11 protein-coding genes and 4 tRNA genes are annotated in these 13,127 nt (G+C 59.8%); 2 read left to right on the top strand and 13 right to left on the bottom strand.

What is annotated here, in order from left to right; all coding sequences use genetic code 11:
- Positions 1–15: 15 nt before the first annotated feature.
- The 4 genes from leuB to leuC all read right to left on the bottom strand — a co-directional run bounded on the left by leuB (position 16) and on the right by leuC (position 4,160).
- Entirely contained in the window at positions 16–1,098 is a 1,083-nt protein-coding gene (gene leuB / locus FQ187_RS20880) for a 3-isopropylmalate dehydrogenase (RefSeq protein WP_149630914.1), read from the bottom strand.
- Between the two features lie 51 nt (positions 1,099–1,149).
- A complete protein-coding gene (locus FQ187_RS20885) occupies positions 1,150–1,917 on the bottom strand; it encodes a class I SAM-dependent methyltransferase (RefSeq protein WP_149630915.1) in 768 nt (255 codons plus the stop codon).
- 169 nt (positions 1,918–2,086) lie between these two features.
- Positions 2,087–2,731, bottom strand: coding sequence for a 3-isopropylmalate dehydratase small subunit (leuD, locus tag FQ187_RS20890; protein ID WP_046047740.1), 645 nt, complete (start codon positions 2,729–2,731; stop codon positions 2,087–2,089).
- Positions 2,732–2,741: 10 nt separating this feature from the next.
- Positions 2,742–4,160, bottom strand: a complete 1,419-nt coding sequence (leuC, locus tag FQ187_RS20895; RefSeq protein ID WP_074875226.1) for a 3-isopropylmalate dehydratase large subunit — start codon at positions 4,158–4,160, stop codon at positions 2,742–2,744.
- Positions 4,161–4,306: 146 nt separating this feature from the next.
- Here leuC and FQ187_RS20900 point away from each other — a divergent pair, with 146 nt between their 5' ends.
- Together FQ187_RS20900 and FQ187_RS20905 are read left to right on the top strand one after the other, a co-directional pair.
- Entirely contained in the window at positions 4,307–5,197 is an 891-nt protein-coding gene (locus FQ187_RS20900; RefSeq protein ID WP_149630916.1) for a LysR family transcriptional regulator, read from the top strand.
- Positions 5,198–5,262: 65 nt separating this feature from the next.
- The gene (locus FQ187_RS20905; protein ID WP_149630917.1) at positions 5,263–8,541 is read left to right on the top strand and encodes a PAS domain S-box protein; all 3,279 of its coding nucleotides are present in this window, start codon (positions 5,263–5,265) and stop codon (positions 8,539–8,541) included.
- Between the two features lie 46 nt (positions 8,542–8,587).
- Here FQ187_RS20905 and FQ187_RS20910 read toward each other — a convergent pair whose 3' ends face one another.
- The 9 genes from FQ187_RS20910 to FQ187_RS20950 form a co-directional block, all read right to left on the bottom strand.
- Positions 8,588–9,034: an Hsp20 family protein gene (locus tag FQ187_RS20910; RefSeq protein ID WP_140893592.1), complete on the bottom strand. Its 447-nt coding sequence runs from the start codon at positions 9,032–9,034 to the stop codon at positions 8,588–8,590.
- Positions 9,035–9,156: 122 nt separating this feature from the next.
- Positions 9,157–10,116 (bottom strand): tRNA-dihydrouridine synthase, encoded by a 960-nt coding sequence (locus tag FQ187_RS20915; RefSeq protein ID WP_149630918.1) that lies wholly within the window; start codon positions 10,114–10,116, stop codon positions 9,157–9,159.
- Positions 10,117–10,275: 159 nt separating this feature from the next.
- Positions 10,276–10,713 carry a thioesterase family protein gene (locus FQ187_RS20920; RefSeq protein WP_149630919.1) on the bottom strand — a complete coding sequence of 146 codons (438 nt, stop codon included), beginning with the start codon at positions 10,711–10,713 and terminating at the stop codon, positions 10,276–10,278.
- Between the two features lie 48 nt (positions 10,714–10,761).
- Complete coding sequence (locus FQ187_RS20925; RefSeq protein WP_149630920.1) at positions 10,762–11,595, bottom strand: alpha/beta fold hydrolase; 834 nt, start codon at positions 11,593–11,595, stop codon at positions 10,762–10,764.
- 31 nt (positions 11,596–11,626) lie between these two features.
- Entirely contained in the window at positions 11,627–12,166 is a 540-nt protein-coding gene (locus FQ187_RS20930; RefSeq protein WP_008028313.1) for a TetR/AcrR family transcriptional regulator, read from the bottom strand.
- Positions 12,167–12,349: 183 nt separating this feature from the next.
- A tRNA-Glu gene (locus FQ187_RS20935) sits at positions 12,350–12,425 on the bottom strand.
- Positions 12,426–12,505: 80 nt separating this feature from the next.
- Positions 12,506–12,581: transfer RNA gene (locus tag FQ187_RS20940), tRNA-Ala, on the bottom strand.
- A gap of 53 nt (positions 12,582–12,634) precedes the next feature.
- A tRNA-Glu gene (locus FQ187_RS20945) sits at positions 12,635–12,710 on the bottom strand.
- Positions 12,711–12,789: 79 nt separating this feature from the next.
- A tRNA-Ala gene (locus FQ187_RS20950) sits at positions 12,790–12,865 on the bottom strand.
- Positions 12,866–13,127 lie beyond the last annotated feature (262 nt).

Genomic DNA, 13,127 nt, shown 5'->3' on the forward strand with positions numbered 1-13,127 from the left:
AGCGGGCCGGAGAGATTACAGATTCCGCAGCGCGGCGACTACTGCGTCGCCCATTTCCTGCGTACCGACTTTAGTGCAACCGGCCGACCAGATGTCGCCAGTGCGCAGGCCTTGGTCCAATACCAGACTGACGGCCTTCTCGATCGCATCGGCCGCATCCTGCAGATTGAAGCTGTAACGCAGCATCATCGACACCGACAGAATGGTCGCCAATGGGTTGGCAATGCCTTTGCCAGCGATGTCCGGCGCCGAACCATGGCACGGCTCGTACATGCCCTTGTTGTTGGTGTCCAGGGACGCCGACGGCAGCATGCCGATGGAACCGGTAAGCATCGACGCTTGGTCGGAAAGAATGTCGCCGAACAGGTTGTCAGTGACGATCACGTCGAATTGCTTCGGTGCGCGCACCAGTTGCATGGCGGCGTTATCGACGTACATGTGGCTCAGTTCGACTTCAGGGTAATCCTTGGCCACTTGCTCGACGATTTCACGCCACAGCTGGCTGGAGGCTAGTACGTTGGCCTTGTCCACCGAGCACAGCTTCTTGCCGCGCACCATGGCCATGTCGAAACCGACACGGGCGATACGGCGGATTTCGCTTTCGCTGTACGGCAGGGTGTCGTAAGCCTGACGCTCGCCGTTTTCCAGCTCGCGAACGCCACGTGGCGCGCCGAAGTAGATACCGCCGGTCAGTTCACGGATGATCAGGATATCCAGGCCAGCCACGATTTCAGGCTTCAGGCTCGAAGCCTCGGCCAGTTGCGGGTAAAGGATCGCCGGACGCAGGTTGCCGAACAGGCCCAGTTGCGCACGAATTTTCAGCAGGCCGCGCTCAGGGCGGATATCACGCTCGATGGTGTCCCATTTCGGGCCGCCCACGGCGCCCAGCAGTACAGCGTCGGCCGCGCGTGCACGGTCCAGGGTTTCGTCGGCCAAAGGCACGCCGTGCTTGTCGATGGCAGCGCCACCGATCACGTCATGGCTCAGCTCGAAGCCCAGGCTGTACTTGTCGTTCGCCAGCTCCAGCACCTTGACCGCTTCGGCCATGATTTCCGGGCCAATACCGTCACCTGGGAGAATCAGAATCTGCTTGCTCATGCTTTCCTCATGTCATCAGTCGGAGCGCCCGTGGGCACACCCGGAAAAATTCTATCGCTCTGCCATCAGCACCAGTACATCTGTACTGAACGAACCATCGGCCTCAATCTCAAAATATTCGCGTACTTCGTTACCCATCGACTTCTGCAACTCGAGAATCGCGGCGCGCATCACTTCTGGCGTACGCATGCGCTCGACCCAGGAGGTGTAATCCAGTCGCAGCCGTTGACGGGTGGTGCTACGGGTATGCAACCCCGCTTCGCTGACCTGACGCAACCACTCGCTGGCGGAATAATCGCGCACATGGCTGGTGTCGCGCAGTACTTCGACACTTTGCAGGTAAGTGTCGAACAACGGACTGCCCGGTGACAACACGTCGATGAACGCCGCTACGCCGCCCGGTTTCAGCACCCGGCGAATTTCTCGCAGGGCCAGGCCGAGATCGCTCCAATGGTGCGCCGAATACCGGCTGAAGACGAAATCGAACTCACCATCGGCGAACGGCAGACGCTCGGCGGCGCCCAGCACGGTGGACACGTTGGTGTGACCGCGATCGACGGCGGCACCGGCTACCACGTCGAGCATCTGCTGCGACAGGTCGTAAGCCACCACTTCTTTCACCAGTGACGCCACGTGAAAACTGACGTGACCGGCGCCGCAGCCCAGGTCCAGCACCCGGGCATCGCCGTGCCCAGCCAGTTCAGCCTGTAGCAACGCAAATTCGGTGCCCTGAGCGTGTACGGCGCTGCTCAGATAGGCCGAGGCTTGTTCACCGAATTGCTTTTGTACGACTTGGCTGTGCTGGGCAGTGCTGGTCATATGGACTTCCTTTTTGGGGTTGAGCCTTGTGGTGCCTGGGCTGCCGTCTTCGCGAGCAAGTCGAATCGTCGCACCGCCGCTCCCACATTGGATTGCGTTGTTCACAGACCCTGTGGGAGCAGGCTTGCTCGCGAAGAGGCCGGCCCTCCCTACCGAAATGCCGGATCAATCAAACGTCGCGAAACAACCAAGGCTGGCTCGCACGGTGCTTGGCTTCAAACGCCGCAATCGCTTCGTGGTCCTGCAAGGTCAGGCCGATGTCGTCCAGGCCGTTGACCAGGCAATGCTTGCGGAACTCGTCAAGTTCGAAGCTGTAGACCTTGCCATCAGGCCGGGTGACAGTCTGGGCTTGCAGGTCGACCGTCAACTCGTAACCCGGATTGGCTTCAACCTGCTGGAACAACTCATCCACTTCAGCGTCGCTCAAGATGATCGGCAGCAAGCCGTTCTTGAAGCTGTTGTTGTAGAAGATGTCGGCGTAGCTCGGCGCGATGATGCTGCGAAAACCGTACTCTTCCAGCGCCCACGGCGCGTGTTCACGGCTGGAGCCGCAACCGAAGTTCTCGCGGGCCAGCAGCACGCTGGCGCCTTGATAACGTTCGGCGTTGAGCACGAAATCCTTGTTCAGCGGACGCTTGGAGTTGTCCTGGTAGGCATAGCCCACGTCCAGGTAACGCCATTCGTCGAACAGGTTCGGACCAAAACCGGTGCGCTTGATCGACTTCAAGAACTGCTTCGGAATGATCTGGTCGGTGTCGACGTTGGCACGGTCCAATGGCGCGACCAAACCGGTGTGTTGGGTAAAAGCTCTCATGTGCGGTTCCTCAGATCAGTTCGCGAACGTCGATGAAACGACCGTGGACGGCAGCCGCCGCGGCCATGGCCGGGCTGACCAGGTGCGTACGGCCACCGGCGCCCTGACGCCCTTCGAAGTTGCGGTTGGAGGTCGAAGCGCAATGCTCGCCCGACTCCAAACGGTCCGGGTTCATCGCCAGGCACATCGAGCAACCCGGTTCACGCCACTCGAAACCGGCTTCGAGGAAAATCTTGTCCAGGCCTTCGGCCTCGGCTTGCGCCTTCACCAGGCCCGAGCCCGGCACCACGATGGCTTGCTTGATGGTCGAAGCGACTTTACGGCCCTTGGCGATCACCGCCGCAGCGCGCAAGTCTTCGATCCGCGAGTTGGTGCAGGAACCAATGAAGACGCGGTCCAGTTGAATGTCGGTGATCGCCTGATTGGCGCTCAAACCCATGTATTTCAAGGCGCGCTCGATGGAACCGCGTTTGACCAGGTCCATTTCCTTCGCCGGGTCCGGCACGTTCTGATCAACCGCCAGGACCATCTCGGGCGAAGTGCCCCAGCTGACTTGCGGCTTGATCTGAGCGGCATCGAGCTCGACGACGGTGTCGAACACCGCATCAGCGTCTGAAACCAGGTCTTTCCAGGCTTCGACCGCCATGTCCCATTCCGCGCCTTTCGGGGCAAATGGACGGCCCTTGACGTAAGCCACGGTTTTTTCGTCGGCAGCCACCAGGCCAACACGAGCGCCGGCTTCAATGGACATGTTGCAGATGGTCATGCGGCCTTCGACGGACAAATCGCGAATGGCGCTGCCGGCGAACTCGATGGCGTGGCCGTTACCGCCAGCGGTACCGATCTTGCCGATCACCGCGAGCACGATGTCCTTGGCCGTCACGCCGAACGGCAATTTGCCCTCGACCGACACCAGCATGTTTTTCATCTTCTTGGCGACCAGGCACTGCGTGGCGAACACGTGCTCGACCTCGGAAGTCCCGATGCCGTGGGCCAATGCGCCAAACGCGCCGTGAGTCGAGGTGTGCGAGTCGCCGCAGACCACGGTCATGCCCGGCAAGGTGGCACCCTGCTCCGGACCGATCACGTGAACGATGCCCTGACGCACGTCATTCATTTTGAATTCGGTGATGCCATATTCGTCGCAGTAGTCATCGAGAGTCTGCACCTGCAAACGCGAGACCTGGTCGGTAATCGCTTCGATACCGCCCTTGCGATCCGGAGTGGTCGGTACGTTGTGGTCCGGCGTGGCGATGATCGAGTCGACCCGCCAAGGCTTGCGCCCGGCCAGACGCAGGCCTTCGAAAGCTTGGGGCGAAGTCACTTCATGGATGATGTGGCGGTCGATATAGATCAGCGACGACCCATCGTCGCGCCGTTTCACTTCATGGGAATCCCAAAGCTTGTCGTAAAGCGTTTTGCCGGCCATCAGACGGTCCTCATCAGCGTGTTTCTATGCCGTGGATTTTGAATAACTCAATAACCCCTTGGCTTGTGAGGTCGATCCTAGGGGGTTACATTAAATAACTCAAATTCATATTTTTTATGCTTTGGATAACCAACTGGAATACTGCAATGGACCTCGCCAACCTCAATGCTTTTATCGCGATTGCCGAGACCGGTAGCTTCTCCGGCGCTGGCGAACGGCTGCACCTGACGCAACCGGCCATCAGCAAGCGCATTGCCGGGCTGGAGCAGCAATTGAAGGTGCGCCTGTTCGATCGCCTGGGCCGTGAAGTGGGCCTGACCGAAGCCGGACGCGCCTTGCTGCCGCGGGCCTATCAGATTCTGAATGTGCTGGACGACACGCGCCGCGCCCTGACCAATCTGACTGGCGAAGTGACCGGCCGCCTGACCCTGGCCACCAGTCACCACATCGGCCTTCACCGCTTGCCCCCCTTATTAAGGGAGTTCACCCGACGTTACCCGCAAGTGGCGTTGGATATTCAGTTCCTCGATTCGGAAGTGGCCTACGAAGAAATCCTCCATGGCCGCGCCGAACTGGCGGTCATCACCCTGGCGCCGGAGCCCCACGCACTGGTCAAGGCCACGCCGGTGTGGGATGACCCGCTGGACTTTGTGGTCGCCCCGGAGCACTCGCTGATCAGCCACGGCCCGATCAGCCTGGCGGACATTGCCCTGCACCCGGCAGTTTTCCCCGGCGGCAACACCTTTACTCACCACATTGTCCGGCGCCTGTTCGAAGCCCAAGGCCTGACACCGAACATCGCGATGAGTACGAATTACCTGGAAACCATCAAGATGATGGTCTCGATCGGCCTGGCGTGGAGCGTGTTGCCGCGCACCATGCTTGACGATCAGGTTGCGCGAATACCTTTACCGGGCATACAACTGACTCGCCAGCTAGGCTATATCCTGCACACAGAGCGGACGCTGTCGAATGCGGCACGGGCCTTCATGGCCTTGCTGGATGCACAAATCGATCTGCCAGGGACTCTCGGCTAAGCTGTGCTACTTCTATAGAGCCTCGAGTCACTGAACCTGACACCTCACTCAGCCAAGGCTTGCCAATGCCGAAATCTGTTGACCGTATTCCGCCGATGCCGCGTATACAGGCGCTTGACCCAAAACGGTCCGAGCAGAGCTGGGAAAGCGCCCCACAATTGCTGGCCGCCCTCAACGGTGCACGTTTGGGCGCCTGGTATTGGGACATCGAACGTGGGCAGATCAGCTGGTCGCGGGGTACCCAGGCGCTGTTCGGCTTCGATCCCCGGCAACCGCTGCCGGCGGATCTGGAATACCTCGACTTGCTGCCGCCAGAGGATCGGGCGAAAACCATTCGCGCCTTCGACGCGGTGATCGCCGGCGCCCCGCTGGAACAGGCGATGCATCACCGCATCCGCTGGCCCGACGGCAGCCTGCACTGGCTGGAGATCAACGGCAGCCTGCTGCCGGACAAACACGGTCGGCCACGGATGATTGGCGTCATCCGTGAAATCACCCACCAGCGCCAGCGCGAACAGGCGTTGAGCAGCTCGGAAAAACGCTTCGCCACGCTGTTCCACCTGTGCCCGAACATGGTCCTGCTGACCCGCCAGGAAGACGGCCTGATCAGCGAAGCCAACCAGTATTTCGAAAGCCTGTTTGGCTGGCCGGTACAGAACGCTATCGGTCGTACCACCCTGGAACTGGGCCTCTGGGTGCATCCTGAGCAACGGGCGCAACTCGTCAAGGCCACCAAGGCCAAGGGCGAACTGATCAGCATGGAGGTGCAGTTTCGTGCCAGCAATGGTCAGGTCCACGACGGCATCCTCAGCGCGCAAAAGGTGGAACTTGAAGGCCAGCCGTATCTGCTGAGTACGTTTCTGGACACCACCGAACGAAAAGCCGCCGAGCTTGCTCTGAAAGACAGCCAGGAGCGCCTCGACCTGGCGCTGGATTCGGCACAACTCGGCACTTGGGACTGGCACATTCCCAGCGGCATGCTGTACGGCTCGGCACGCGCCGCCCAGTTACACGGGCTGGAAGCCATACCTTTCCATGAATCCTTCGACGAGTTTTTCGAAGGCGTGCCCGACGAAGAGCGCGGCACCATGCGCGACGCCTATCGCAGCCTGCGAGAAGGTCCTGCCGGCAATTATCAACTGACCTACCGCGTGCAACTACCGGACGGCAGCTCGCGCTATCTGGAAAGCCGCGCCCGACTCTATCGCGATGAAAACGGTGCGCCGCTGCGCATGGCCGGCACGCTGCTTGACATCACCGATCAGGTCGAGCGGGAGCAGTTGCTGGTGGCGTCTGAAGAGAAGTTCGCCACCCTGTTCCAGGTCAGTCCGGACCCGATTTGCGTGACCCGTCAGGACACCGGTCAATTCATCGAGATCAACTCCAGCTTCACCCAGACCTTCGGCTGGAGCGCCGCCGACGTGATTGGCCGCAGCGCCGACGAAATCGGTCTATGGGACGCTTCGGCGCAAAGCCTGCGACGGATCGAGCAGGTCATCCGCGAACAGGGCTTGAACAACGTGGCGATCCTGGTTCAGCACAAAGACGGGCAAGCCCTGACCTGCGTGATTTCCAGCCGCCAGATCAGCGTCGGTGACCAGCCGTGCATCGTCACCTCCCTGCGCGATATCACTCAGCAGCAACGCTCGGAAGCAGCCCTCAAGGCCAGCGAAGAGAAGTTCGCCAAGGCCTTCCACTCCAGCCCCGACGCCATCACCATCACCGAGCGCGACACCGGGCGTTATCTGGAGGTTAACGACGGCTTCTGCCGCCTGACCGGCTACCGCGCCGATGAAGTGGTCGGTCGCACGGTGTATCAGGTCGGCATCTGGGCCGAGGAAAAACAGCGTTCGGCGCTGCTCGCCGAACTCCAGATCAAGGGCCGGGTGCATCACCAGGAAATGCTCGGGCGCAATAAACGCGGCGAGTTGCTTACCGTCGAAGTCTCGGTAGAACCGATCACCCTCAACGAAACCGCCTGCCTGCTGCTGACCGCGCGGGACGTCAGCCTGCTGAAAAACGCTGAAGCGCAGATTCGTCACCTGGCCTACCACGACCCGCTGACCAACCTGCCCAACCGCGCCCTGCTGATGGATCGCCTGAGTCAGCAGATTGCCCTGCTCAAGCGCCACAACCTGCGCGGCGCTTTGATGTTCCTCGACCTCGACCACTTCAAGCACATCAATGATTCGCTTGGCCATCCGGTGGGCGATACCGTGCTGAAAATCATCACCGCGCGCCTCGAAGCCAGCGTGCGCATGGAGGACACTGTCGCCCGCTTGGGCGGTGACGAATTCGTGGTACTGCTCAGCGGGCTCGAAGGCTCGCGCAACGAGGTCAGCGAGCAGGTCCTGCAACTGGCGGACACCTTGCGTGAATTGCTGTCGGAGCCGATGTTCCTTGACGGACAACGCCTGCAAGTAACCCCGAGCATCGGCATCGCGCTGATTCCCGATCACGGTTCGACCCCGACCGACCTGCTCAAACGCGCCGACATCGCCCTCTACCGGGCCAAGGATTCGGGCCGCAACACCACGCAGATGTACCACAACACCATGCAGAAGGCTGCGAGCGAACGCCTGCGCATGGAAACCGACCTGCGCCTGGCCCATTCCCGGGGCGAGTTCCGCGTGCACTACCAGCCTCAGGTGGACGCCCGGAACGACCGCATCGTCGGCGCCGAGGCGCTGGTGCGCTGGAACCATCCGGAACTCGGCGCGCAATCGCCCACCGAGTTCATCAAGGTGCTGGAGGACAGCGGTCTGATTCTGGAAGTCGGCACCTGGATCATCGACGAAGCCTGCGGCGCCTTCAGGCAGCTGATTGCCAAGGGCCTGATAGACCCGCTCGACTTCAGCCTGTGCGTCAACATCAGCCCGCGGCAATTTCGCCAGAACGACTTCGTCGAGCGTATCGAACACAGCCTCGCCAGCCACGGTCTGCCCTGCGCGCTGCTGAAACTGGAAATCACCGAAGGCATCGTGATCGAGAACCTGGAAGACACCATCAACAAAATGCGTAGCCTGAAAAAACTCGGCGTGAGTTTCGCCATGGACGATTTCGGCACCGGTTATTCCTCGCTGACCTACCTCAAGCGTCTGCCGGTCGACACCCTGAAAATCGACCAATCGTTCATCCGCGACGCCACCACCGACCCCAACGACGCCGAGATCATCCGCGCCATCGTTGCCATGGCCCGCAGCCTGGAATTGAAAGTGATTGCCGAAGGGGTAGAGACACCGGAGCAGCTGGAATTTTTGCAGGGGCTGGGCTGCCATTTTTATCAGGGGTATTTGCACAGCCCGCCGCTGCCAGTGGAGGATTTTCAGAAGTTGCTCAAGTGACGGGTACAAAAAAGGGCGCCAGTGGCGCCCTTTTCATTGCTCTGCCTTAATGCTGCAGAGCCGGCTTTTGCGTCCCGTTGATCGGGATGCGTTTGGCTTTCGCCTCTTCCGGAATCACCCGCAACAGGTCAATACTCAACAAACCGTTGCTCAGACCGGCGGCCTTGATTTCGATATGGTCCGCCAGACGGAAGGACAGTTTGAAGGCACGCTGTGCGATGCCTTGGTACAGATAGGTGACGTCTTCGTTCGCGTCACGCTTGCCGCCACTGATGGTCAGCACACCTTTTTCCACTTGCAGCTCCAGGTCTTCTTCCTGGAAGCCGGCGGCCGCTACGACGATGCGGTATTGGTCGTCGCCGTGTTTTTCCACGTTGTAGGGGGGGTAGGTGCTGCCTGGCTCGTTGCGCAGGGCGGTTTCGAACAGGTCATTGAAACGATCGAAACCTACCGAGGAACGGAACAGTGGTGCCATGGAAAATGCAGTACTCATGATTCAAATCTCCTGAAAACATATCAGCAAGTTTTTTTGTCTCCGCGACCCGAATTCGGCACCGCGTAACCCTTAAATAAGGACCGCTGATTGCTTTTCAAGAGATTATTTACAGATTTTTTTCAGGCGGCTTCAGACACCTGCAGACCCAGTAAACACGAGACATGATCCAGTTCGGTTTCACGACGCAGCACGGTGAACAGCTCGACCGCTTCGGGATAATTGCGGGTCAGCATCGCCAGCCACTGCTTCAAGCGACCCGGGGACTGGCGTGGCGTCATCTGCGCCTTGGCTTGCAGCCAGAAGTCCTGAATCAGCGGCAGCAGCTCGGCCCAGGTCATCTCGACGACATCCTCACCAGCTCGCGCCATTGCGATTTGCCGTGCCAGGTCCGGGCGCGAAACCAGGCCGCGACCGAGCATGATGTCCTCGACGCCGCTGATTTCGCGGCAACGACGCCAGTCTTCGACGCTCCAGATGTCGCCGTTGGCGAACACTGGAACCTTGACCACATCCTGCACCCGCGGGATCCATTCCCAATGGGCTGGCGGCTTGTAGCCGTCAGTTTTGGTCCGCGCGTGAACCACGATGTGCGCCGCGCCACCTTCGGCCAGGGCCGTGGCGCAAACCAGCGCACCGTCGGGGCTGTCGAAACCGAGGCGCATTTTGGCAGTCACTGGAATGTGTGCCGGAACGGCACGACGGACATGTTCGACGATCTGGTTCAGCAGCTCAGGTTCTTTGAGCAGCACCGCACCACCGCGGGACTTGTTCACAGTCTTGGCCGGGCAGCCGAAGTTCAGGTCGATGACCTCCGAACCCAGTTCGCACGCCAGCGCAGCGTTTTCCGCTAGGCATACCGGATCGGAACCGAGCAGTTGCACCCGCAGCGGCACGCCGGATGCGGTGCGGGCGCCGGTCAATAGTTCCGGGCCGAACTTGTGGTAATAAGCAGGCGTGAGCAGTTGATCGTTGATCCGAATGAACTCGGTCACGCACCAATCGATACCGCCCACACGGGTCAGCACGTCCCGCAGGATGTTGTCGACCAACCCCTCCATGGGTGCCAAAGCAATTTGCATGAAAAACACACTCAACGAAAAACGTGCGGCAGTTTACAGGTTTTGCTCATGTAGATACCTGTCGAGTGAAACGAGGCTGCGATCTTTTGATGTTGTCTTTGAAGTGCAAGATCAATAGATCGCAGCCTCGTTTCACTCGACAGCTCCTACAAGGGACAGTCAGGCCGGGAGTTGCAACGCAGGGCCGTAGCCCTCGATGAACTCCGCTGGCATGCGCTTGGGCTTGCCGGTTGACAGTTCGATGCAGACGAAGGTGGTCTGCGCCCGCAGCAACGTGGTGTTGTCGCTGGGGCGCTTCAACTGGAAGTGTCGGGTCATTCTCAGGCGCTGGTCCCAATCGACGATCCAGGTGGCCAATTGCAACTCATCGCCTTCATAGGCGGCCGCCAGGTAATCGATCTCGTGCCGCACCACCGCCATCGCCCGATCCAGCCGACGATACTCGACCAGGTCCAGGCCGAGGCGCTGGGAGTGGCGCCAGGCACAGCGTTCGAGCCAGGTCACGTACACTGCGTTGTTCGCGTGACCCAGCCCATCGATGTCCTCTGCGCCGACTTCCAGATCAATGATAAATGGCGTTGCCCGATCCCAGCCCATGCCCCACTCCCGGTCAGAAAATTTTCACCGGGGCAGTGTAACGGATGCTCAGGCCGATTGGCGCGATTGCAGACTGCGACCGGCCAGCAGCGAGAGAACGCCTTCTATCACCCGAGGGTCAGCCAGTACCCGTTGATGACCACCCTCTTTCAGGCGCAACAAACGGCTATCGAACCAGGCTTCGTTGATCAGCTGCGATTCCTTGACCGGAACATAGCAGTCATCTTCGGCGTGAACGATCAGGCCGGGCATGTCGAGCTGATAATGCGCAACATCCAGTGCAGCAGCGCGCATGCCGACGTCTTTCTCGACCTGACGAATGAACGCCGAACGGGCTTTCGGTGGCAGCCGTACATAGCGGGCGAAACCGCGCAATACGCCGAGAATCCGCGCAGGGGCAGCGATAGTGACCAGGGTTTCGGTACGCAAGCCCAACTGAACGGCGAGCATGGCACTGGCGCCGCCCATGGAGTGGCCGATGACAGCTTGCAGCGGTGGCAACTCGGCAGCGGCCTCAAGCATGGCCCGGGCGAACAGCACCACATTGGCCTCGCGACCCGGCGAGCGACCGTGGGCCGGACCGTCCAGCGCAACCACGGTGTAACCGGCATCGACCAACGCGGTGATGAGGCTGGCAAACTGCGTCGGCCGGCCTTCCCAACCGTGCATCAGCAACACGGCGGGACCTTGCCCCCAACGCAGCGCCGAGAGACCGAAGCGCAGGGTGATTCGCTCGGACTTCGCCAGCAGCGGCAATTCCCAATCACGCGGCGGCAGTTCCCGCGGCGTCATGAAAGCCAGTCGCATTCTGCTCGCGACCAGTTTCGGTGCAAACCAGCCCAAGGTGCCATTAACGCCACGAACCCACTTCAACGTGCTCATCGCTCTCACTCCTCAGGCAAACGCCTTTAGGTCACAGCACCGCAGACTTGGCGGCGCGCAGCAATCGATCGGACAATTCTCCTGGCCCCAACGCGCGAGCCAAAGCCAAACCACCGACCATCAAGGCCATGTCGGCCAGGGCTTTGTCGGTGTCTTCCGGGCTGGCCGCCAACTGCGCGACCATCATTTCCACATGCTCATTCAACGCCACGCGAAACGCGTCCGGCAGGCGCCCCAGCTCACCGACAGAAGCCGGAATCGGGCAGGCTGACTCAGAGGAATCACGGTGTTTGCGCGACAGATAAAACGCAGCAACCAACGCGCGACGCTCTTCGCCGGTCAATTCGGCGTCCATGTCGGCGATCAAGCCACGGCGATGACCGAGCAGTTGCTTGAACGCTTCCAGCATCATCGCGTCCTTGCTTTCGAAGTGCGCATAGAAGCCACCGACGGTCAGGCCGGCCGCGCCCATCACTTCACCCACGCTCGGTTCGGCCGGGCCGCGCTGAATCAGCGCTGCGCTGGCAGCCTTGAGGATGCGTTCGCGGGTTTGAGCTTTTTTATCGTTCATCGTTGCCTCCGAATATTACGAATAGAATATTATTCTCATAATAATTTTACGCAAGTCGTGGATGTGACCGCTGGTCTGAAGAACAGTTTGAAAGAATTAGGGGATTTGGCCAAACGGCAGACAAACAAAAGGGCCATTCAATAATTGAATGACCCTTATAAAATCCCGCAGAGCGGGTAATCGTGGCGTCCCCTAGGGGACTCGAACCCCTGTTACCGCCGTGAAAGGGCGGTGTCCTAGGCCACTAGACGAAGGGGACGCAAAACCTTCTATACAACTGATCAGTGCTGAGAGCTGATCGATTCAAGGCCGGTGTGGCCAGACCTTGAACTGTAAAATTGGTGGAGCTAAGCGGGATCGAACCGCTGACCTCCTGCATGCCATGCAGGCGCTCTCCCAGCTGAGCTATAGCCCCGGATTTTTCGCCTCGCGGCGGAGCGACATCTTGCAACATCGCTTCTGTAAAACTGGCGTCCCCTAGGGGACTCGAACCCCTGTTACCGCCGTGAAAGGGCGGTGTCCTAGGCCACTAGACGAAGGGGACGCAAACCCTTCTATACACCTGATCAACGCTGAGTGTTGATCGCTTCAAGACCGGTGTGGCCAGGCCTTGAAGTGTAAATTGGTGGAGCTAGACGGGATCGAACCGTCGACCTCTTGCATGCCATGCAAGCGCTCTCCCAGCTGAGCTATAGCCCCTCATCGCTGAGGACGGGGCGAATCTTAATGGCGCATCGGAAGGCTGTCAAACTTATTTTTAAAATATTTCAAAGTTTTTTGCCGACATAACAATCACTTACCGCCCTCCCCCGTAAATCCGGGGATGTATCCGTTCCTGTAATTGGATGGACTCGCCCAAGCCGAGGCGTCAATGCGCCACGGTGGCAGTCTAAACAGCCAACGACAGCGAGGGCGAGTCCATGAAAAATCATAGTTCGATTGATCAATCCCTGTCTTCTTC

The sequence above is a fragment of the Pseudomonas sp. ANT_J28 genome (genome assembly GCF_008370005.1).
GTDB classification, from domain to species: domain Bacteria; phylum Pseudomonadota; class Gammaproteobacteria; order Pseudomonadales; family Pseudomonadaceae; genus Aquipseudomonas; species Aquipseudomonas frigoris.